Here is a 20,079-nt window from a genome sequence, read left to right as displayed (position 1 = left end):
ATTTTATAGAGGTTATTTATGGCGCTTAGTATCCAAGCATTTTTAGAGCCAATAAGTTCAACGTTTAGTTATGTGATTGCTGATACAGAAAATAAAAAATGTGCAGTAATTGATTCAGTGCTTGATTATGAGATTAATTCTGCGAGAACTTCGACATCGCATGCAGATGAAATTATTGAATATATTCAAGATCATCAATATCATCTTGAATGGATTTTAGAGACCCATATTCATGCAGATCACTTATCCGCTGCAACTTATATAAAGCAAAAATTAGGTGGAAGGATTGGGGTAAGTAAGCATATCCACTCTGTATTTGAGATGTTTCATCCTATCTATGATCTTTCTCCAGCAACAGTATCTCAATTTGATTATTTCTTTGAAGAAGATGAAGTCTTTGAATTGTGTGGTCATCAGGCTCTGGCATTGTATGTTCCAGGTCATACTCCAGCAGATATTGCCTTTAAAGTAGGGGAGCATATTTTTGTCGGAGATACATTATTCGCAACAGATATTGGTACTGCGAGATGTGATTTTCCAGGAGGAAATGCATATCAACTGTATAAATCTATTATGAAAATTTTAGCATTTCCTAATAGCACTAAAATTTATTTATGCCACGATTATCCACCGACTTATAGATCACATGAATTTTTAAGTACGGTAGATCAACAGAAAAAAGAAAATATTCATATTAAGCAAGAGGTAGATAAAACTAGTTTTGTACATATGAGACAGCAGCGTGACTCAACTTTAAGTCCACCTCAGTTATTGATTTATGCGATTCAAATTAACTTGGCAGCAGGTAAATTTCCACCTACCAGTCAAAATGGAGTCCAATACTTGAAGATCCCATTAAATCAAATTTAGTAAGGCCTCATAATTAATAATTATTCATTCTTAGGAACATTATAGGCATCTTTGATAACTCAAAAAGTGATCTTCTTTTTGATTGATATTTGGATCCCAGAATTTTTAATTTTATGCATGGCTTTGTTGCACAAAGCTATTCTTGAAGGCTTCTTCAGCAATATATTTTCCAGTTAAAGAAGCCTACATCTAAAATCTACCGTACAACAAATTGGTCATCCTACAATCGTGCTTTAATCAAGCGAGGGAATATTTCAATCTGGTTTGATCCGAAGACCCAATGGTATGCACAACCACAAGGCAAGCACGGACGAAATCAAACTGAACCGTACCAGGTTTGTCGGAGACTTTTTTATTTAAGTTGGGCCACCTGACCTAACGGGTTAATCTTATCATCGTACATTGCTTCAAGCTCAAAAGACGATACATAACTCAGCGCATCAAGCACCATATCAGTATTCTTACGTGTTGATACTTTCCAGCCAACAATTGCACATGAAAACACATCAATAATAAATGCGGTTTAGACCCAACCTGAATGAGTTTTAATTACGTGAAGTCAGTGACCTGAGATACCGTCTTGGTAGTCAATCAGGTTTTGAGATTATTCGACTAATAAATAATCTCTTTGATAGGCAGTCTGATGTTTTAAAACGCCATAACACAGATGTATAAGCTTGCGCATTGCAGCACCTAAAGCACACATTTTATTCTTACCCTAGCTTAATAATTGTTGATATAAAGCTTCAATGTGTGAATTCGCCCAACTATCGCAACACTGAACTCTGAAGAATCTCGTCGTTTCTTAATTACGTCGTAATGATGATCATGAAGATAAAATCAAAAAATACAGATTTTTGTGTAAATCCTGAGTAGAATTCGACTTATTTTTTCTGCAGTAAAAAAGCATGGCTTCTCACTATGCTGCTTTGCAAGGACGTTTTATGATCGCACTAGATATACAACATGTTCGAATGAAACAACACTTCACTGATAAGGCACAAGCGTTGCAATGTCTAGTCGATATCTTGGTCGAAGACCAATTGGTTACACCTGATTATATTTTCATCCAAAATGTCAGCAAGTTTTTTGCCGTGTAAAGGGTCATTGGAGTTGTTCATAATAGATCAATCGTATTTTGGGTGGCCATTATTATAACCTGGGCTAGTTGGAAAACTAGAGAGTTGGAATGTAAGTAATGATGGACTGAATAGCCACCAAAATTCTGGAGCACACCCAGCCATCGGGTGATGCATCATATATATGACTTGGTAATCCCATTTGCTGTGTAGGAAAGTTTTTTCTTAATGGGTCACCTTTTAATGGAAGTAGGTAAGAGGAAAGCTCTAAACCTTTACGGATCGCTTCAGCACTGTATTCAAAGGCAATTAATGGTCGACCTGTGATTGCTGTTGAGGAGACCAGTGTACCCTAAAGCCAATATTCACCCCATCCATTGTAGTAAACATTAAGTTTTTTGAGCATGGATTTATTTCCTTTTGATACGTTGGCGAGCCGTATTGCTCTCATAGCGAAGAATATCATCTACACTGTTTAAATTAGGTTTGAAGAGTTCCTCTAATTCTTGTAATCGGCCTAGGACCATGGCAACGCGTACTAAATTTTCAAATGAAACATTTCGACCTGCTTCCAGATTGGATACTGTATTCACACCAATACCAGCACGTGCAGCAACATCTGCCTGAGTCATTTCCAGATAAAGTCGTTCTTTACGAAGCCTCTCACATAATAATCCAACAACTTCTTCAGGTTTTCTGAATTTTAAATCCATAATATTGGGTCTTATGTCCATATATGTCTATTAAACCACAAAATAATGGAGTTATAAAATAAACAGTTGATCGGTAAGAAGGTGCTTTATTGGCCTGATTAGATCCTATTAGATTAAAGAAATCTAATTAGACATTTACAATCTAATGGAATCTAATACAATCTATGGTAATAAGTAAATCATTGCCGAGTAATTAAAATGATGACCATCTCCAATGACCCTTGGCACTTTCCACGTACCGAACTGGCGAAACAAATTTTAGGCATGTTTGAGACTGGACTAGCTAGTTCTCTGACTTTTTTTGCCCCACGCCGGATGGGAAAAACTGAATTTTTACGAAAAGATATTACGCCCCTAGCAGAACAGCTTGGATGGCGCGTTTTTTATTTCAGTTTTTTAGATGCAGGCCTGCATAGTGAAGGGCAGTTTGTAAAAGCTCTTGATGAGTTTTCAAAACAAAATGGCTTAATGGGGAAAGCCACACATTGGATTAAAAATATTGGTTCTTTAAGTACAGAGGTGGCAGGGGTAAAAGCTGAAGTGACACTTCTACAAGGACAAGTGAATTCCAGTATTTTGTCTAGCATTACTAAACTGGCTCAGCAGGGGAAACCTATTTTACTGTTACTTGATGAGATTCAGGCTTTAGCTAGTTCAAAATATAAAACCACGATTGCCAGTTTACGTACCGCTTTAGATATGCATAAAGAAACAATAAAGGTAGTTTTTACTGGTTCAAGTCGAGAAGGCCTGAGACAAATGTTTTCTGTGAGTAGTGCTCCCTTTTTTCATTATGGACAGAATTTACCTTTTCCAAATCTAACAAAAGCATTTACAGATCATCTGGCAGATGTATTTAATCAGACAACAGGACGTAGTTTGAATAAAGAAATTTTATGGCACGCTTTTTTAGATATGAAGCAAAGTCCTCAACTAGCAAGATCATTAGTGGAGCGTTTAGCCTTAAACCCAATGCTGGCTATAGATTTTGCCAAGGAACAGCTTATAGCCGATACAATGGGGCATCGTGACTTTTCGGGATTATGGGGAGAGTTTAAGTTATTAGAACAGCTAATTTTAAAAGCCATAGCGGAATCACAAGTTGAACTTTATAGTAGTCAATTTAGACAACATCTGGCTGATTCCATTGGTGTAGATAACATTGCGGTATCAAGTATTCAATCGGCCCTACGTTCTTTATCAAAAAAACAAATTATTTTTAAACCAGAAAATGGTACTTATGAAATCGAGGATGCTCTTTTTAAAGAATGGATTATGGATGAAGCATAATTTTGAAAACTCATTTGGATAAAAATTAACCGTACTGAGTTTGTCGGAGAATTTTTATTTAAGTATTTTATTCATAGACATTATTTCAATATAATGGGTGTCTATGAACAGAGAAATTCAACAAAGACTCGTATGAGTTAAATTATTTGAAGAGACTAATGATGCTGGCCTAGTTTGTCGGAGATGTGGCATTTCTAGACCAACGTTACGCAAGTGGTGGAAACGATATTCTGAGCAAGGTATTGATGGATTAAGTAGCCAGAGTAGACGTCCCTTAAAACCGCCAAATACTAAAATCAATGCTGAGCTAGAAGCCTTAATATTAGAAATGCGCTCAGCTAGAAATTTTGGTGCTCGACGTTTGCAAACAGAATTGATGAGGCTGCACGGAGTCTCGTTGTCCTTAGCGACTATCCATAAAGTACTATCCACCCATCAAGTCAAACCGATTAAAAAATTCCGTCGTAAAGCAGATTTCATTCGTTATGAACGCCCATTACCAGGCGATAGAATTCAAATGGATACCTGTAAACTGGGTCCAGGACTATATCAGTACACATCTATCGATGACTGCACACGATATCGCGTTTTAAGGATATATAAACGCCGAACAGCAGCGAATACTCTCGACTTTTTAGACTGCGTAATTGAAGAAATGCCTTTTCCCATACAGCGAATACAGACCGATCGTGGGCGGGAATTCTTTGCTGAAAAAGTACAGAAAAAAATGATGCAGCATGGAATCAAATTTAGGCCAAATAAACCAGGTTCACCTCATCTGAATGGCAAGGTAGAGCGTTCACAAAAAACTGATAAATCTGAGTTCTACGCTACTGTAGATATCAATTCTGAGGATATCCAAGACAAGCTAGCCGAATGGCAGCATTACTATAACTGGATGAGACCACATTCAGCGTTGAAAGGTAAAACACCGATGGAGAGGTACTTTGAATTATGTGAAGATACTCCTTTCTCAGATGAAGTCCAGAAGCAATACAACCCCTCAAATGAACGGATTCAACATGCCAATTACAAAATGGATCTAGAGATCGCTAAATTGAAATGATCTCTATGAATCACACATAGAAACAATGCTAAAACTTTTGACCCCATTTGGTTTAAAATTAACTGTTGTGAAGAAATGATCACTTTCTATCAGGATATTTTCGATCTCAATGAACTGTTTAACTTCTCGAATTTGATTGTCTTTATTCACAATATTCCTATTGAGTGAGTCGAATCTGTGCTCAGGTTGAGCAGTTCGGCTACTGTTCTGAAATGACAGCTTTGTCCGTTATAATTGTATAAACATTTTGGTGTCTGGTAATTATGTCCTCATTGATCAATTTTCTATCTCACTTTAGTAATCCAACTCTTCATCGCAGTCTGAGCTATGCTAAACACATTGATAGGGAAACGATTGAGTTCTTTGAGGAAAATGATGATGTCACGATGTATGCTCAAATTGAAGGGACAGATTATTACGATACCGCGATTACCTATAATCTTAAAAAAGACCGTTTAATCGATGATGACTGCACTTGTCCAGTTGGATATAACTGTAAACATGCTGCTGCTTTAGCGCGGTTATTCTTTCAAGAATATCGTCAGGAATTTCAACAGCGTTATGCTGAATCTCAATCTCCGCAGGGAATCGCAAAACGCCGATGGGGGGATGATCAGGCGCAGCGCTGGTTGAATGATTTTAAACGGTATTTGCAACAGACTGAACCTGAGCAATCTGTCAAAACAAACAATTATTTAATTTACCTGCTAGATCAGTCGGTCAGCTTAAAGAAATTGACAGTTGATGTTCAGAAAGCCAGACGCAATAAGAACGGCTCAATTGCAGGGGAAAGTTATTATACCCAATATGAAAATATCACCAGAAAGCATCTGACTTTACCTGAACAAAAACGACAATTATTTAACCAGATTTATTATTATGCCAAAATAAACAGTGACGAACGCTTTTATCAAAGCAATCTTGATATCTCAAGCATTTTATTGGAGCATTTCAAATCTTTTATTCAAAGTGGCGATGTGTACTGGAAAAAAAAGAGCCATACTGCACTTCAATGGTCAGAACAAGGCTATCACATCGAACTGATCTGGCAACAAGGTTTAAACAAACAGACAGAGCATTTAAACATTGAATTGGTCAATGGTGATATTCGGCTCGATTTAAAATCAAATCCTCATATTCAGATTCTCGCGAGCCATCCACGATGTTATGTGGATATTCAACAGAACACGGTGGGCCAGTTATATGGTGAATATACGGCAAATCTTCTGTACCATTTTTTACAGATGCCTGATCTTCCAGCTAAGCTCTTGCCAGAGTTTGAGAAACTGACTCATCAATATTCAGACGTGAAAAATCTGCCTCAGCCCGAGTCTATTCAGCATATTGATGTCCTTGAGGGAAGTCCCCAGCCAATTTTACGCTTCGGTGTTTTAAATAAATTTGATTGGAAATGGGAAGAGTCTGTTTGTGCCGAAATTGAATTCTCCTATGCAGGTGGGCGAATTAAAGCAGGTACATCAGGTGACAGTTTTATTGATGAACAGCATGGCAAAATGGTGCGACAGCTTCGGGACTTAGTTCAGGAACAACAGTCAATCCAGCGTTTACAGCTATTGGTCGAATCACTGAAGTGGGTGAAAGATCTTAGTTATGACCATCAATTAAAACTGGATAAACAACGTCTTGATTCTATGGTTTTTGCTTTCTATGGAGACTGGATCAAACAGCTGATGCCCATCAATCAAATTGAGTTGATGGGCTGGCAGATAGAGCATCTGGAAAACAGCCCCTTTAATCTGCAATATGTTGAAAATTTAAATATTTCTATCACTGAATCTGAAGGCCAGCAGGACTGGTTCAATATCGGGGCGACGGTTCAAGACAGTGCAGGCAATTCTTATAATTTGCTTGATGCGCTCGTAGCTTTGGTGCGAGTAAATCCTGATTTACTTGATCCGCGGACGTTTATTCATCTGCATGACAGTCAAATTTTCACCGTGAAAACTGCAGTTGATCAACCTGATTTGGCTCTATCCGCTAGGGATATTAAGCCGGTATTGTTGCATCTGCAGAGCATTTTACAGCAAGAAGAGCGCAGTATTGATCGCTATGATGCGAGTCAATTATTAGAATTGCAGCATAATCTTGGGATGACATGGCAGGTCAGTGATCGCCTGCAGCAATTTGTACAGAAATTCAAACAAGGCTATCAGCAACAACTGCCGACACCACAAGGTTTTCAGGGGGAGTTGCGTCCATACCAGCAGCAGGGCTTAGGCTGGTTACAGTTTTTAAGGGAAACCCAGCATGGCGGGATTCTGGCAGATGATATGGGCTTGGGGAAAACAGCACAAACTTTAGCCCATTTACTCATGGAAAAGCAGGCTGGATATTTGCAGGACAGTCCCGCCTTAATTGTTGCACCCACATCGCTGATGCATAACTGGTTCAAAGAAGCGGAAAAATTTACCCCTGAGCTCAAGGTATTGCTGCTACAGGGGCCCGACCGCCATCAGTATTTTGAGCAGATTCCGCACTATGATATTGTGTTAACCACCTATCCGCTTTTGGCGAGAGATGAAGAGCAACTAAAGCAATATGAATATCATCAACTCATTTTGGATGAGGCGCAGAATATCAAAAATCCGCGTGCCAAAGCTGCACAGGTAGTAAGGCAATTAAAAGCACGACATCGTTTGTGTCTAACAGGTACCCCGATGGAAAATCATTTGGGTGAGCTGTGGGCACTATTTTATTTCCTGATGCCAGGATTCTTATATTCACAAGAAATTTTTAATAAAAAATACCGTCATCCGATTGAAAAACGCGGTGATCAGCAGTTAAGACAAAAGCTGGTCAACCGCATTAAACCCTTTATTTTACGTCGCTTGAAAACTGACGTTGCCAAGGAATTGCCTGAAAAAACCACGATTGAAGTCAATATTGATATGAATGACCAGCAATCCAAGTTATATGAGGCTGTTCGTGCCACGATGCAGGAAAATATTCAGAAAATTGTGGCAGAAAAAGGCTTTAAACGTAGTCAAATTCAAATTTTAGATGCCTTACTGAAGCTACGTCAGGTGTGCTGCCATCCTAGCTTACTAAAGCTGGATTCAGTGAAAATTGGGCAGGCAAACTCTGCCAAACTTGAACAGTTGATGGATATGGTCGTTCCAATGGTGGAGGAGGGGCGAAAAATTCTTATCTTCTCTCAGTTTACCTCAATGTTGGAACTGATTGAGCAACACCTCCATCACGCAGAAATTGGCTATGTGAAGCTGACTGGAAAGACCAAAAAGCGAGATGAAGTCATTACAGCATTTCAGTCTGGACAAGTGCCGATATTTTTAATCAGCCTGAAAGCAGGAGGGGTCGGTCTGAATCTAACTGCCGCAGATACGGTCATTCACTATGACCCATGGTGGAACCCTGCTGCTGAAGATCAAGCTTCAGATCGTGCATGGCGGATTGGACAGGACAAGCCAGTATTTGTGTATAAGCTGATTACCAATAAAAGCATAGAAGAAAAAATTCTTGCCTTACAGCAAAATAAAGCAGAACTGGCACAGTCTATTCTAAGTACCGATCATGAGGGCGAAGCGAAACTGACGGAAAATGACGTGATGAACCTGTTTGAGAAATTTTAGTTTGGTTACAGGTTTCCTCTAATCATCTGTAAGTATCTGAAAGTCTGGATGCAATTTTCTCCAATGTTCTCTTAATTTTTCTTTATGAACAGAAATCATAGGTAAGTCTAGTAATAGCACTGGCCATACTGACCGTGCTTTGTCCATGATCGCGTGAAGTTGTTTTTCAATAACACGCCATGGAACACCGACTTTTTCAGCCCATTGTTCAAAGTGTTTCATCTCAGCTAAATACCAATCTTTATTTTTGGCAAGATTTAATGCGAAATGACGCTCATTTTCAATATATACACTGGTCATTAATATATCGTATGCGGGAGATAATCTGGGTGCACTTTTATCATGATAAATCATACTCCAGTTTTTTAAGTGCGCATCTCCATTGGCGAGCAAAATATTGACGAGTAAGCGGCTGGCAAATTGCTGAATATCAAGAATTTTGTTATCTGAAAATTGATAAATGATCTTTCCTATCTGCTCATAATTTGTGGTGCTGTATTTCTGATGTGGATATGCGCCGAAGATCTGAGCAAAGTCTTCGATGTGAATAAGCTCTATAGTATCAGCAGTACTCTGTCTATCAAATCTTTTGATTGCGAAAGCATATTGCTCTTGGGGTAAATTTAATGGTGGCAGGTCTTGTAAGAGTGCCATATCCACCAAGCGAATCTCAGGGACATCTATGCCGACTGTTTTGGCAAGGCTCATCATAGAATATTCATTTAGTGGAACAAAACCATGTCTGGAAGAAGGAGTTTTGATAATCCAATCCCCTAATAGACTGGATTCTATTGCCTGTGCTAATGTAAAACGCCCATCTTTGGCTTTCATGGAAAACTTCATTTGGACGCCAGCCAAGGAAAACTTATTATCTGTTCGAATCTCTTGCTTTAAAATCTGATCTGGATTCGAGATCTGCAGTTTGAATTTTATTTCATCTGGAATTTCTTCTGGATCTAATGGGGTCGCAATGAGTGCTCCAGGTAAGTCATGACCTAAAGCTGCCAATAACTGAAATTCATTGTCTATATGTACTTTAAGGCTTTGTGCAATGAGTTCGCGTAATGCGCCTTCTGGTAGCAAGTTTGATAGCAAGGGGTGTAAGCGCTGATGTGTAACATAAGTCTTTTCTAAAATCTTATCTGCTTGAGGATACAAGGGGGAAGTCAGCAAGCTCAAGGTCTGGCGTTGCTGATCAAATCGGAAAGAATCCGTAAAAACCAGAATATTTTTTCCGCTCTGAAATCCTGCCAAGTATCCAGCGACAGCGTGATGTAATGTTAATTTCAGGACGGCAACAGTATTCATGGTTCCTCTCCTCCGAGAAGACCCTTCCATGGGTTAGTCATTAAGTCATCCTGATCTTCAATAGTGACTTTAATTTCATCATTCAATAATTGTCTAATCAAATGAACCTTATCATCAGGGATGAGCATCAGTTGAGCATTTAATCCTGCCGCGATAATTTCTAAGGTCTCTAATCGAGGGTTGCCCTGACTTTCCAGCTTTTGGTATTGCTGTCTTGAAATGCCTGTACGGGATTGCATATCAACTTGCTTTAAGCCCAATTGGGTTCGTCTTTTTTTGATTTGCTGAAGTAAAGACTTATTCATTGTAGATACATTTATTGCTTTTAGGTCATGTAAGAAACATATTAGTTTCTTTTATTGTGAAAAGCAATTTATGATTTTGTTTAATGTAGATAGTCTGACCATTGAAAATAAGGGGAATTATACTATTTTAATAGTTATATAATAGCGAAAACTGACTATATTTTACTATTAAAATAGAATTATGGGGGTGTTAAACACACAATGGAAATCATAAATAGATCAGTGATTTAATCAGTTTTAAGAAGTTCCTGTTGGTGTAATACAGCCATAGGTTTATGTACGGTATCAGGTGACATGTAATCCAACCCATTAAGCGGAATAGATAGTGGGCGCCCAATACATGCTAGATGTAAGCAAAATTTAAATGCAGCAAGAGCATGACCATCTTTTACTGAGTAGAGTTGTAGACGAGGAAATTCCTCTTGAGTTGATGGATGTTTATCTGTTGATGCTTTTGCTAATTTGAAAAGTTGAGGCTGTTGTTTAGCATCTAACTTTGTTTGCAAATCTTGTCCAAGTAAGTGCCAAAATTTGGCAGGAAATAAAGCCTTAACTTGGGAGTAAAAATGTTCAAGTTGATCGATATCCTTCCAGCGATAATGGATACCTGTGTGTGATGCGGTCACTCGATTCAAAAATATATTCAGGACGCATGCAATTTGTATTGGATTTTTACGAGCTATTTTCTGTAGATGTTCAAAAAAATAAGTCACCGCATGAAGCTCTTCAGCGCTATCAAGCATTGCTGGTTTTAAGTGGGTTGAGCTATCAATACCAAATAAACGGGGATTCCCTTTTTTTGATTTAATGTTTGCTAAATTTAGAGCATTTTCATACCAATAATTGACGAGTTCTTCTGGTAAGCACATACGTTGAGCTGCACTTTTAGGATCGTGAGTAGTCTCCAATATATTGAGCGTTTCATAGAAGCGTTGAAGTGAAATTTTAGAATCTTCTGTTCCAACAAAGAAAGCAAAAAAATCATGGGATTGATCTATTTGTAACGACAGTTCATCTAAAATGTCAGTAGCATTACTTTGAAGCCATTTTGTTTGATCGTTTAATAATATAGTTGCTAGAACGGCCTGGTTTTTTTCAAAATTAAAGTCTTTTTCATCATTTGTTATTTGCAAATTTTTAAACGTTGCATTGTGGCCCATAATTTTTTTAGCCAATTCATTAGGCATATCTGGATGATATTTTAGTAGTTTTTGACCAGCTATGAGATAACTTAAATGAATATAGCTTTTGAATGTTTCAACTGGCTCTATATGTCCTAAGAGATGTGCAATAACAAACCAATGGTTTTGTCCATGTTGATTTTGAAGTAGCTCAGCTCGAATTTTTTGATATTCGTTTTCGCTATAGTCGGTTAGCTTTTGCACAAGTGGTGCATATTCACAGTTCAGTAAAAGCGATAAATGATTCGCTGCAGTGTGACGAAAAGAGTGAAAGGAGTAATGATGCCCTTTAAAGACCTGATTTAATATCAGTTTTAGGGGTACGGTGATAGTGTGTTTATTCAGTTTTTTATTTTCATTCAAGTTGCTGAATAAATATAAACTTTTCTTATTTTCTAAGCGTTTTTCAACAACAAAATCGCTAAAGAATTGGTACTCATCATCTTTTAGCAAAGCGTATGCAGGCACAATCCGTTCCGCACTATCCGTTTTGAGCAGATGTTGATTCCCTTGTTTTTTTGAACCATAAGGTTGAACCCAGATAGAAAATTGATTTAAACCCTCGATATCTTTTACACGTAACCCGAGTATTTCGTTAATACGCATACCAGTACGGTAAGCCAAAATATAAATGATTTTTAATAATTTATAGTGATGGTCTGAGATGGATTGGTCATGTAAGAGCTGATTTAACTTCTTTAATATGACCTGGAAGGCTGTGTGGCCTATGATGCGTGCCCGTGGTCGACTTTGCGATGCAATAAATTCAAGTTCGAAATCTTCTGCTTGAAAAACAATTTGTTGAAAGGTATGAAAGCGTTTCAACATGTGGATTGTTTGGTCTTTAGATTTTTTAAACTCAGATTGATCTACTTCATCAGCAAGTCGTGTATTGCTAATGATTTGTTGATAGATTTTGTTCAGCAGATCATTAATGTCATCGTCGGCATCGATGTATTGTAAGGCATGAGTTAAAAACGGTTCTGCGATCCGGGTGTAATATGTATAGATTGAACTATCTGCGAGTTTTTGATTGTCTTGAAATGCCTTCGTGTACTGAGTTGTATCAAAATCAAAGGTGGCTGATAATTTTTTTATTTGCTCTGAACTTGGTCGATAGAGACTGATGAGCCACAAAATAATACGTTTAGAAAACTCATTAAACTGCTCTTGGTGACGCAGGCAAAAATCAATAATGAGTTTAGCAGTGCCTTGGTTCGTTGATGTGCGCATAATTTTCAGCAAGTTTTTATGAATAAATATCACATTTTCTACTGCTTCAGACGTATTGAGATCTGGTAGGACTTTGGCTGTAGAAGAGACATTTCGTTCGATTTCAGCACTTAATTGAGTTTTAAATTTTGGGAATGCAAAGTTTTCAAACTCATGTTCTGATAAACCACACGTGAGAGTGTTTTCTAACAAACATTGTGAAAGGGCAGGATCAACATCTGCATTCTGCAGTTGTAGCCAATTAAAATTGGCGTAGTCACGTAAAAACTTAAAAGTCTTGTTGGTGTATGGATGTTTTATTTTTTGAAAAATGAGGTGCAGATACGCATTCACGTCTAGACTGATGTCACGAATTTGTCTTGTATTGAAGTGAATGAGCCAGAGTCGTGTGAGTTGATCTGGGATAAAATTACGTGATTTTCGAATTGTTTTTTCATCAACAAATAGATCGCCATAGCTTGGAGAAAGTGGCTCTAAAAAGATGATATTAAAATCGAAAATTTTTTGGATTTTTTCAGGGTTTTTTAAATGTTCGAGCAAAGCATTTAATGAAGCTATTTGATTTAATCCACCGTATAACATTGAGCAAAGCAGAATATTCCCAATAATTTCATCATCAGAAAAAGCGGAACTATCTTGAGCAAGAATCCAGTAATCCCAAAGTTTTTCTATAAAGATGTCAATTTCATGACCGGCCTGGATCCAATCCAAAGTGAAAATTGGTTCATCGCGTTTCATCTCAAAGGTGAGATAAGGTAATGGGAAGTCTAGGTTATTGCTCTTATTGAGATCTTTGATATATGTTCGGAAGAATTTATGTGCATATTTTTTCCAAGCCAAATTTGGTGCTTTACGTTTAATAAACTCATAAATCGCAGGGTACGCTTGAATTAATTCGTCATTTGAGAATTTTTGCTCATCAAAGTACTGTCGGAGCTCTTGTTCTGCATCAGCTCGTAGGTTCTTTTCTAATTCATTACGTTGAAGTTGACGTCTATCTTCAGCATAGCGTTTTTTTTGGATTTTTTTATTGAATGATGACATTTACTTCAATCCCGCTAATTTTAAATTGATCCTTCATTTGCTCTAAAACATTCGCAATTTTAGAAAATTGAGATAGGGATAAACTGGAAAAAGGATGTGCTGCTTCTTGTTGCATGAGCTCATGTCCAAAGAGAGCTAAAATCTCAGGTTCGGTAATTTTATGAGTCAAAAATGCACGAGCTGTATGGCGATGCCAATTTGCATGATCAAGTCCTAATTCAGGATGGAAATTTTTGACTGTAGAAGGACTTAGTGGTTTCCACTCATCATCTTGGTTGATTCCCAAAAAGGGCAGCTTACTTGCTTCTATTTGTTGTATAACATCATTTAAAGCTGGATGACTCATCATGATTTGAGTCGAAAAATATTCTAAAAATTTAAGGAATTTTTTTATCTCTTCAACTAAAAATGAACAAAGTGGGATTAGACGTCCGAAACCATTGCGGCCGCCTACTTCTTTGTCAGAAACCATCAAAATTTGGCGTTTTAAATTAAAGTTTTTAAGAAATCCAGGGAATTCAGCAACGGGGCGTGCTGCTGTAAAAAGAAGGAGGATATGCCACATCCATATGTTGTAGTGGTTGTATATAGCAATCAGATCGTCTTCAGCTTGTGAAAAAATATTAAACTTGAATACAGCAAAAATCTCTGTAATGACCTGTGGTTTTGGAGCTTTACGACTACCAAAATGAGTTATTGAATCAGGGAGCGAAGGTACACAACTTTCATATGTGCTTGCTACATCTGCACAAAGTGATTTTAGAGTATCAATATATTGTGCATGTAATCGTGGAATATTCTGATGACAATAAGAAACAGATGATGACTGATTGGCATCAATCCCTGTGATTAAATCTGCGAGTTGTTTATTCCCTGTTTTTGCAAGAACCGTATGATGCAGTAGAGAACTCACCTTTACGACAGACAGTTTTGGAATCAATAATTCTTGTCTTAATTTGCGTAAATATTGCTGTATATCATCGAAACTAACCGAATCCATTTTGCGCAGATCCTCAATGAATAGATTCGGGATTGGAATGTCTAAATAGATCGTCTGATTGAGCAAGTTGTCTGAATACTCAAAATTGCGGTTCTCAAATACATTAAAGTGACTGTTTAAGAAGAACTGATCATTTTTATAGATCAATTTTTGGCGGTTATTTAACTTTTTAGCTCGCTTGCTTTGTATATATAGCCACTCATTCACACTGTTGCCTGTTAAAAATGCGAGCATAAAGATCAGAGCACTTTTATTTTGATGTTCAGAGTAGTCCACATGAAGTCTTTTCAGGAGATGGTTCACGCTAGATGGATTCGGAAAAAAACTACTCGACGTGAGTAAATGTTCTTTGCGTTGAATATGTTTTGCAACAAGCGGTAGAACATAGATTTGACTCGTTTCTGAATGTGCTGCGAGTGGTGTGACGTCAGTTGGATTGACAACAATTTGCCGATTAATCGGCTCATCGATTAAGGTTTCTATATTCAGTGCTTTAGATTTAGCCCCTTTTTTGATTTCGATACTTTCTTCAATGAATTGTTCTTCATCAAGAAACTGATGTTGAAGCTGCGTATCGATACTTGCACGTGCAATCTTCGCTTTGTTTTTTAAAATGTAGTTAAAAGTAATGCGAATATCATTGAGTAGATTGCGATCAAACTCAGGCAATTCATCCGTATCTAATGTGATCAGATGTTGAATAAATTGCTCTAAGCTCTGTGTTGGATCTTGAAGATAGGTACTCCAGAGACGTTGATACTCTTGTGTATTTTGATATTTTTTTTCAGTATCTAAATTTTTATTTGCAGTCCTAAAGCGCTGGAATAAGCGCTTTACGGTATTGAAGTGTTCTGTGTGTGCTTGTTTAAAAAGCTCTGGTTTAAGCTCAGGAAGAGCAATTAAATAAATTGCCGCTTTTAAAACTAGAATATTCCAATTTTTTGCATGCGTGTGTGATGCAGGTAATTGCGCAATTGAATTGATGTATGACGTAATGGATAAATCACTAATCTTAACTTTTTTCGTGAAAGGGATTACCGGAGGTGTCGGCAGCTGCGAATCAAACTTTATATCGATATCAAAGTAATCGAGATTGAGACCAACCAGAAAATTGTCAGTCTGTTGAGAAGACAATAGTTTAAGCACAAAGTTGATATGTTGCGTACGTTCAAATTGCTCATCACCAAACAGTTTTTCTAGTGTTTTTTGCAGTGAAATTGAAATAACTGACAAATCAATATGCTCGTTTAGATCGTTCGACACTATGATCTCCAAATTTTTTCTGTACTTATACAACTATCAGAGTGATCAACGAGTTCTTTTACACATCTGCTGTTGAGTGATAATTCATTAAAAATATGTGTACGCTGTTGTTTGATATTTTTAGTACGCTGATTCAGTTGATTTCGAGAACATGAAAGTAGTTGTGCTAGCAGTTCCAGACTCATTTGATGATGTGGCTTTAAAGATGATTCTTTGTTAAGGGTCAATAGTGTTTGACGTGAAAGATGTGTGTTAATTAAATGCAATGTTTTTCGTGGATTTAACGAACGAATATCAAATTTTGTAGATTTGATGAATTGAATAAATTCACGACTGCATAACTCCATCAGAAATGCTAACTCATCCTCTGAAAAAGATTGTTGATGATGAATAATTAAAGTGACTTCATTAATATCTTGCTTTAAATAGCTAAGATATAAGTTAATATTATTGAAAATGGAGTAGCCATCAAATTCTGAAGTTTTCCACACATGGAGTTCTTTTATGCGATTAGAAATATCTAAATCTGCAGTGAGATTTTTAAACATATTTAAGTAGCATAAGTTGAAACCATACGCTTGTGGATGAATGGTGATTCTTCTTTTTTTGAAATTTTTTAGAGTACTTATCTGTGTTGCTGGAAACTTCAAAAGTAGTTCAGATGTCAGATCCATGTGTGCTATTGAATAAAAATAATACAGCAATACTTACGTATATTTAGAGTTTTTGAATATGGCAGGAGGTATCATTTTTTCCTTGTTTTTAAAGTTTATTTATTATTGAAAGTTTCAAATTTTCCTCCTCGATTAGATACTCACTATTAGTTAGCTATATTTGTGAGTTGGCAAAAAATATCATGTTTCTATTATGATGTTCACATAGCAGATTACAATGAATACAGTAGGGATGAGTATAGTTGATTATTACAATAACAATGCTCAAATTTGATCTTTTTTAATGGTAATTAAAACCAAACAGGAGTCAATTTTTGATAAGTATGTAGACAAATTTAACATGATTGATATCGGGAGCCGTATATGGAAATTAAACAATAGAAACAGGTAGAAGTCGTTACAGATGTTGTATGTGATATATGCAACCAATCAACGAAACTGGAGTTTGGCACTTTATCGGCGCATTGGGGCTATGGTTCCAAGCATGACGGGGAAAGATATGAATTGCAGTTATGTGAGAAATGTTTCTTTTATGCCTTAGCGACATTAAGAAAAGAGCGAGCAGATGAGTTTATGTTTGATGAAAACTTTGACCCTTCAACCCTAGATGGGTTTGGGTTGAAGTGAACCTATCATCGCGACAGGTTCTAAGAATCCAGAAAATAATGATTCAGATCCACGCCAGCAACTTCATTTTTAATGGCGAGTAAGGGATTCAGGAAAAATATTTTTCTTTGCTTCGAGGTCACTGATTTCGGAAAAGGCTTGAATACCGCCTGCGGCTTTAATTCCATCTAAAGCGACTGAACCGTACCGGGTTTGTCGGAGAGTCAATATTCTGAGAGACTATCCCGATGACAAAATTAAAATATACCCCTGAAATCAGAGAAAGAGCGGTTCAATTATTGATTGAATCTGAAAAAGATTATCCTTCTACTTGGGCTGCAATCACAGCAATTGCGCCTAAGATTGGTTGTACTCCTGAAACACTTCGTGCCTGGCATCAAAAGCATTTAGATCAGCAAAATCCTATTAAAGTACAACAGATATCTGATCAAGAAAAAATGAAGCAAATGGAACGTGAAATTAAAGAATTAAAACGTGCCAATGAAATTCTACGTAAAGCAGCCGCTTTTTTCGCCCAGGCGGAGCTCGACCGCCCACACAAATAATGGTGGATTTTATCCATAACAATAAAGATCGATATGGTGTTGAAGCGATTTGTAGAATTTTACCGATTGCAGCTTCGACCTATTATCGGGCTTTAGATCTCGTTGATAACCCAGAACATCGAGCGAAACGTGCTCTGCATGATTTACATCATGCAGAGCAAATCAAACGTATTTGGAAAGAAAGTTCAGGTCGATATGGTGTACGTAAAGTTTGGCAACAATTGAAACGTGAGGGTTATGTTATTGCACGTTGTACAGTTGCTCGATTGATGCAAAAGCTAGATATACAAGGTGTTTGGCGTGGTAAGAACAAACAAACTACCCGCAGCCGAGATGATCAAAAACGGGCAGGTGATTTAGTGAAACGGAATTTTAGTGCTGATCGACCTGACCAATTATGGGTCAGTGACTTTACGTATATTCAAACCAATTCTGGCTGGGTCTACACCGCATTTATTATTGATGTGTTCTCACGAGCAATTGTTGGATGGAAAGTATCTACACGGATGAATACAGATATGGTGCTCGATGCACTTGAGCAAGCATTGCACGATCGAGGCATGCCAAAGAATGTGATTCATCATTCCGACAGAGGTGTGCAATATCTTTCCATTCGCTATACCAATCGTTTAGAAGCAGCAAATTTACGAGCATCAGTCGGTACGACTGGTGATTCATACGATAATGCTTTGGCTGAAACGGTGAATGGCTTATACAAAACAGAGGTGATTGAATATCTAAAAGCAGATTGGCAAGGTTTAGCAGATGTACAACTTGCGACACTAAACTGGGTAGATTGGTTCAATAAAAAGCGTGTACACAGTGCACTGGGTTATGTATCGCCTTTTGAGTTTGAAGCAATGTACTATGATAAGATTAACCCGTTAGGTCAGGTGGCCTAACTTAAATAAAAAAGTCTCCGACAAACCCGGTACGGTTCACCTACCACAATCCCAAATAAGTAAGATTTTCTTTGATTCAATTCTTCAGATTTCATACCTTGGTTTTTCAGAGAAGCCTACACTCAGTTTATAAATATGAAAGAAATCAACTTAGGTAATAATTTAGTCGAACTGTATGATCAGCCTATTCAAGGACGACTTTTTGTAGTGGGTGATCTGCATGGTTGTTATACATTACTTATGAACAAATTAGATGAATTAAAATTTAACTTTCAGCACGATTTATTGGTCTCCGTGGGAGATTTGGTAGATCGTGGCCAAGAAAATCTTGAGTGCCTAAACCTTATTAATGAGCCTTGGTTTAAAGCAATCCGTGGCAATCATGAGCAAATGTGTATTGAAGCAACCATTGATACAGAAATGAAAGATATGCATTCTTATCATGGTGGGGCTTGGTTATATGAATTGCCAATTCATCAACAACAAACCATTGTTGAGCAATGCCGTAATTTACCAATCATTCTTGAAATCCAGCATAACCAAAAAATTTATGGCTTTGTGCATGCTGATATACATATCAATGACTGGGAGGAATTCAAACGAGAGGTTCTCAAAAATAACTACTTCATTAAAGGTGAACAGTCAGCTATACAAATTGCGCTGTGGCACCGAGGACGTGTTCGATTTAGTAAATATAATCCTGCCTATAAAACTGTGACAGGTATCGACGAGATTGATATACGCTGAATTATCAGGAGACTTTCCCTTGGGAGATTCTAGGCAGCCAACTTATAAAAGTCTTCAGCCATTTGATTTGGTGTCTTAAAACCCAAACCCTTTTGAATTCTTCGATGATTATAAAATAATTCAATGTATTTTATAATATCTGCTTTGGCTTCTTCTCTGGTTTGATAGTTGTAATGATGCACTAACTCATTTTTCAGTATTCCCCAAAAGCTTTCAATCGGTGCATTATCGTAACAGTCTCCGCACTTGCTCATTGAACCTTGAAAACCATATTGCTCAAGTATATTTCGATATTCATGGCTGCAATATTGACTTCCTCTGTCTGAATGCACAATCAGTTCTTTGGTTGGTTTTTGATTGTGAATAGCCATATTTAGCGCATTACAAACAAGCTGTGTTGTCATGCGCTCATTTAAGCTATAGCCAACCACTTGCTTCGTGTAAAGGTCTTTTACCGCTGCTAAGTACAGCCATCCTTCAACAGTCCATATGTACGTAATATCACTTGACCATGCTTGATTTGGTCTAGTCATTGAGAATTGTTGCTCCAGCAGGTTTTCATAGATCGCTCGATTATGGTCACTATTCGTAGTCCTTTTAAAACGCTTGTGTCGCTTACAA

At 37.4% G+C, this 20,079-nt stretch carries 14 protein-coding genes, 7 pseudogenes and 1 other annotated feature; of the genes and pseudogenes, 10 read left to right on the top strand and 11 right to left on the bottom strand.

From position 1 onward, the window contains the following. Positions 1-18: 18 nt before the first annotated feature. Together ACF8FD_RS16150 and ACF8FD_RS16145 are read left to right on the top strand one after the other, a co-directional pair. Entirely contained in the window at positions 19-870 is an 852-nt protein-coding gene (locus tag ACF8FD_RS16150) for an MBL fold metallo-hydrolase (protein WP_392453576.1), read from the top strand. 164 nt (positions 871-1,034) lie between these two features. Then, a pseudogene (locus tag ACF8FD_RS16145) lies at positions 1,035-1,193 on the top strand (IS5/IS1182 family transposase); the annotation flags it as partial. Between the two features lie 110 nt (positions 1,194-1,303). On the opposite strand, the pseudogene ACF8FD_RS16140 reads toward ACF8FD_RS16145, so the two are convergent. Together ACF8FD_RS16140 and ACF8FD_RS16135 are read right to left on the bottom strand one after the other, a co-directional pair. Next, positions 1,304-1,420: pseudogene (locus ACF8FD_RS16140) on the bottom strand (IS3 family transposase); the annotation flags it as partial. A gap of 54 nt (positions 1,421-1,474) precedes the next feature. Next, positions 1,475-1,630 (bottom strand): annotated as a pseudogene (locus ACF8FD_RS16135) (IS110 family transposase); the annotation flags it as partial. Positions 1,631-1,778: 148 nt separating this feature from the next. Here ACF8FD_RS16135 and ACF8FD_RS16130 point away from each other — a divergent pair. Further along, entirely contained in the window at positions 1,779-1,970 is a 192-nt protein-coding gene (locus tag ACF8FD_RS16130; protein WP_392453578.1) for a hypothetical protein, read from the top strand. A 136-nt stretch (positions 1,971-2,106) separates the two neighbouring features. On the opposite strand, the pseudogene ACF8FD_RS16125 reads toward ACF8FD_RS16130, so the two are convergent. After that, positions 2,107-2,295: pseudogene (locus tag ACF8FD_RS16125) on the bottom strand (type II toxin-antitoxin system HipA family toxin); the annotation flags it as partial. A 64-nt stretch (positions 2,296-2,359) separates the two neighbouring features. Continuing rightward, complete coding sequence (locus tag ACF8FD_RS16120; protein WP_002058191.1) at positions 2,360-2,662, bottom strand: helix-turn-helix transcriptional regulator; 303 nt, start codon at positions 2,660-2,662, stop codon at positions 2,360-2,362. Positions 2,663-2,860: 198 nt separating this feature from the next. Here ACF8FD_RS16120 and ACF8FD_RS16115 point away from each other — a divergent pair, with 198 nt between their 5' ends. The 3 genes and pseudogenes from ACF8FD_RS16115 (at position 2,861) to ACF8FD_RS16105 (ending at position 8,629) form a co-directional block, all read left to right on the top strand. Next, positions 2,861-3,952, top strand: a complete 1,092-nt coding sequence (locus tag ACF8FD_RS16115; protein ID WP_002058158.1) for an ATP-binding protein — start codon at positions 2,861-2,863, stop codon at positions 3,950-3,952. A 103-nt stretch (positions 3,953-4,055) separates the two neighbouring features. Then, positions 4,056-5,018: pseudogene (locus ACF8FD_RS16110) on the top strand (IS481 family transposase). Between the two features lie 263 nt (positions 5,019-5,281). Next, positions 5,282-8,629, top strand: a complete 3,348-nt coding sequence (locus ACF8FD_RS16105; protein ID WP_392453575.1) for an SNF2-related protein — start codon at positions 5,282-5,284, stop codon at positions 8,627-8,629. Positions 8,630-8,647: 18 nt separating this feature from the next. Here ACF8FD_RS16105 and ACF8FD_RS16100 read toward each other — a convergent pair whose 3' ends face one another. From ACF8FD_RS16100 to ACF8FD_RS16080, 5 genes are all read right to left on the bottom strand, one after another. Continuing rightward, positions 8,648-9,937, bottom strand: coding sequence for a type II toxin-antitoxin system HipA family toxin (locus ACF8FD_RS16100; protein WP_392453574.1), 1,290 nt, complete (start codon positions 9,935-9,937; stop codon positions 8,648-8,650). Then, a complete protein-coding gene (locus ACF8FD_RS16095; RefSeq protein WP_004282130.1) occupies positions 9,934-10,242 on the bottom strand; it encodes a helix-turn-helix transcriptional regulator in 309 nt (102 codons plus the stop codon). Before ACF8FD_RS16095 ends, ACF8FD_RS16100 begins: the two co-directional genes overlap by 4 nt. Positions 10,243-10,469: 227 nt before the next feature. Continuing rightward, positions 10,470-13,700, bottom strand: a complete 3,231-nt coding sequence (locus ACF8FD_RS16090) for a site-specific integrase (protein ID WP_392453573.1) — start codon at positions 13,698-13,700, stop codon at positions 10,470-10,472. Further along, positions 13,684-15,963, bottom strand: coding sequence for a hypothetical protein (locus ACF8FD_RS16085; protein ID WP_392453572.1), 2,280 nt, complete (start codon positions 15,961-15,963; stop codon positions 13,684-13,686). Before ACF8FD_RS16085 ends, ACF8FD_RS16090 begins: the two co-directional genes overlap by 17 nt. Next, positions 15,963-16,637: a hypothetical protein gene (locus ACF8FD_RS16080; RefSeq protein ID WP_004684354.1), complete on the bottom strand. Its 675-nt coding sequence runs from the start codon at positions 16,635-16,637 to the stop codon at positions 15,963-15,965. Before ACF8FD_RS16080 ends, ACF8FD_RS16085 begins: the two co-directional genes overlap by 1 nt. A 417-nt stretch (positions 16,638-17,054) precedes the next feature. Here ACF8FD_RS16080 and ACF8FD_RS16075 point away from each other — a divergent pair, with 417 nt between their 5' ends. After that, complete coding sequence (locus tag ACF8FD_RS16075) at positions 17,055-17,264, top strand: hypothetical protein (protein WP_306179411.1); 210 nt, start codon at positions 17,055-17,057, stop codon at positions 17,262-17,264. Between the two features lie 69 nt (positions 17,265-17,333). Here the strand turns inward: ACF8FD_RS16075 and ACF8FD_RS16070 are convergent, their stop codons facing one another. After that, positions 17,334-17,471 (bottom strand): hypothetical protein, encoded by a 138-nt coding sequence (locus tag ACF8FD_RS16070; protein ID WP_392453577.1) that lies wholly within the window; start codon positions 17,469-17,471, stop codon positions 17,334-17,336. 20 nt (positions 17,472-17,491) lie between these two features. Between ACF8FD_RS16070 and ACF8FD_RS16065 the strand changes: the two genes are divergently transcribed. The 3 genes and pseudogenes from ACF8FD_RS16065 to ACF8FD_RS16055 all read left to right on the top strand — a co-directional run bounded on the left by ACF8FD_RS16065 (position 17,492) and on the right by ACF8FD_RS16055 (position 19,458). After that, positions 17,492-18,711 (top strand): IS3 family transposase gene (locus tag ACF8FD_RS16065; RefSeq protein ID WP_171553505.1). Its coding sequence is split into 2 segments (ribosomal slippage): positions 17,492-17,768 and positions 17,768-18,711, totalling 1,221 coding nucleotides; the frame shifts between segments, so codons are not numbered across the junction. Next, positions 17,767-17,883 (top strand) — a sequence feature (AL1L pseudoknot). Its footprint overlaps the gene before it by 117 nt. Positions 18,712-18,751: 40 nt before the next feature. Continuing rightward, positions 18,752-18,844, top strand: a pseudogene (locus ACF8FD_RS16060) (hypothetical protein); the annotation flags it as partial. 2 nt (positions 18,845-18,846) lie between these two features. Continuing rightward, on the top strand, positions 18,847-19,458 hold the full coding sequence (locus ACF8FD_RS16055) for a metallophosphoesterase (RefSeq protein WP_392453571.1): 612 nt from the start codon (positions 18,847-18,849) through the stop codon (positions 19,456-19,458). A 29-nt stretch (positions 19,459-19,487) separates the two neighbouring features. Here the strand turns inward: ACF8FD_RS16055 and ACF8FD_RS16050 are convergent. Continuing rightward, a pseudogene (locus tag ACF8FD_RS16050) lies at positions 19,488-20,079 on the bottom strand (IS3-like element ISAba22 family transposase); the annotation flags it as partial.

This window comes from Acinetobacter sp. TYF_19 (genome assembly GCF_043105125.1).
GTDB classification, from domain to species: domain Bacteria; phylum Pseudomonadota; class Gammaproteobacteria; order Pseudomonadales; family Moraxellaceae; genus Acinetobacter; species Acinetobacter johnsonii.
This window is presented reverse-complemented; position numbering and strand designations above follow the sequence as displayed.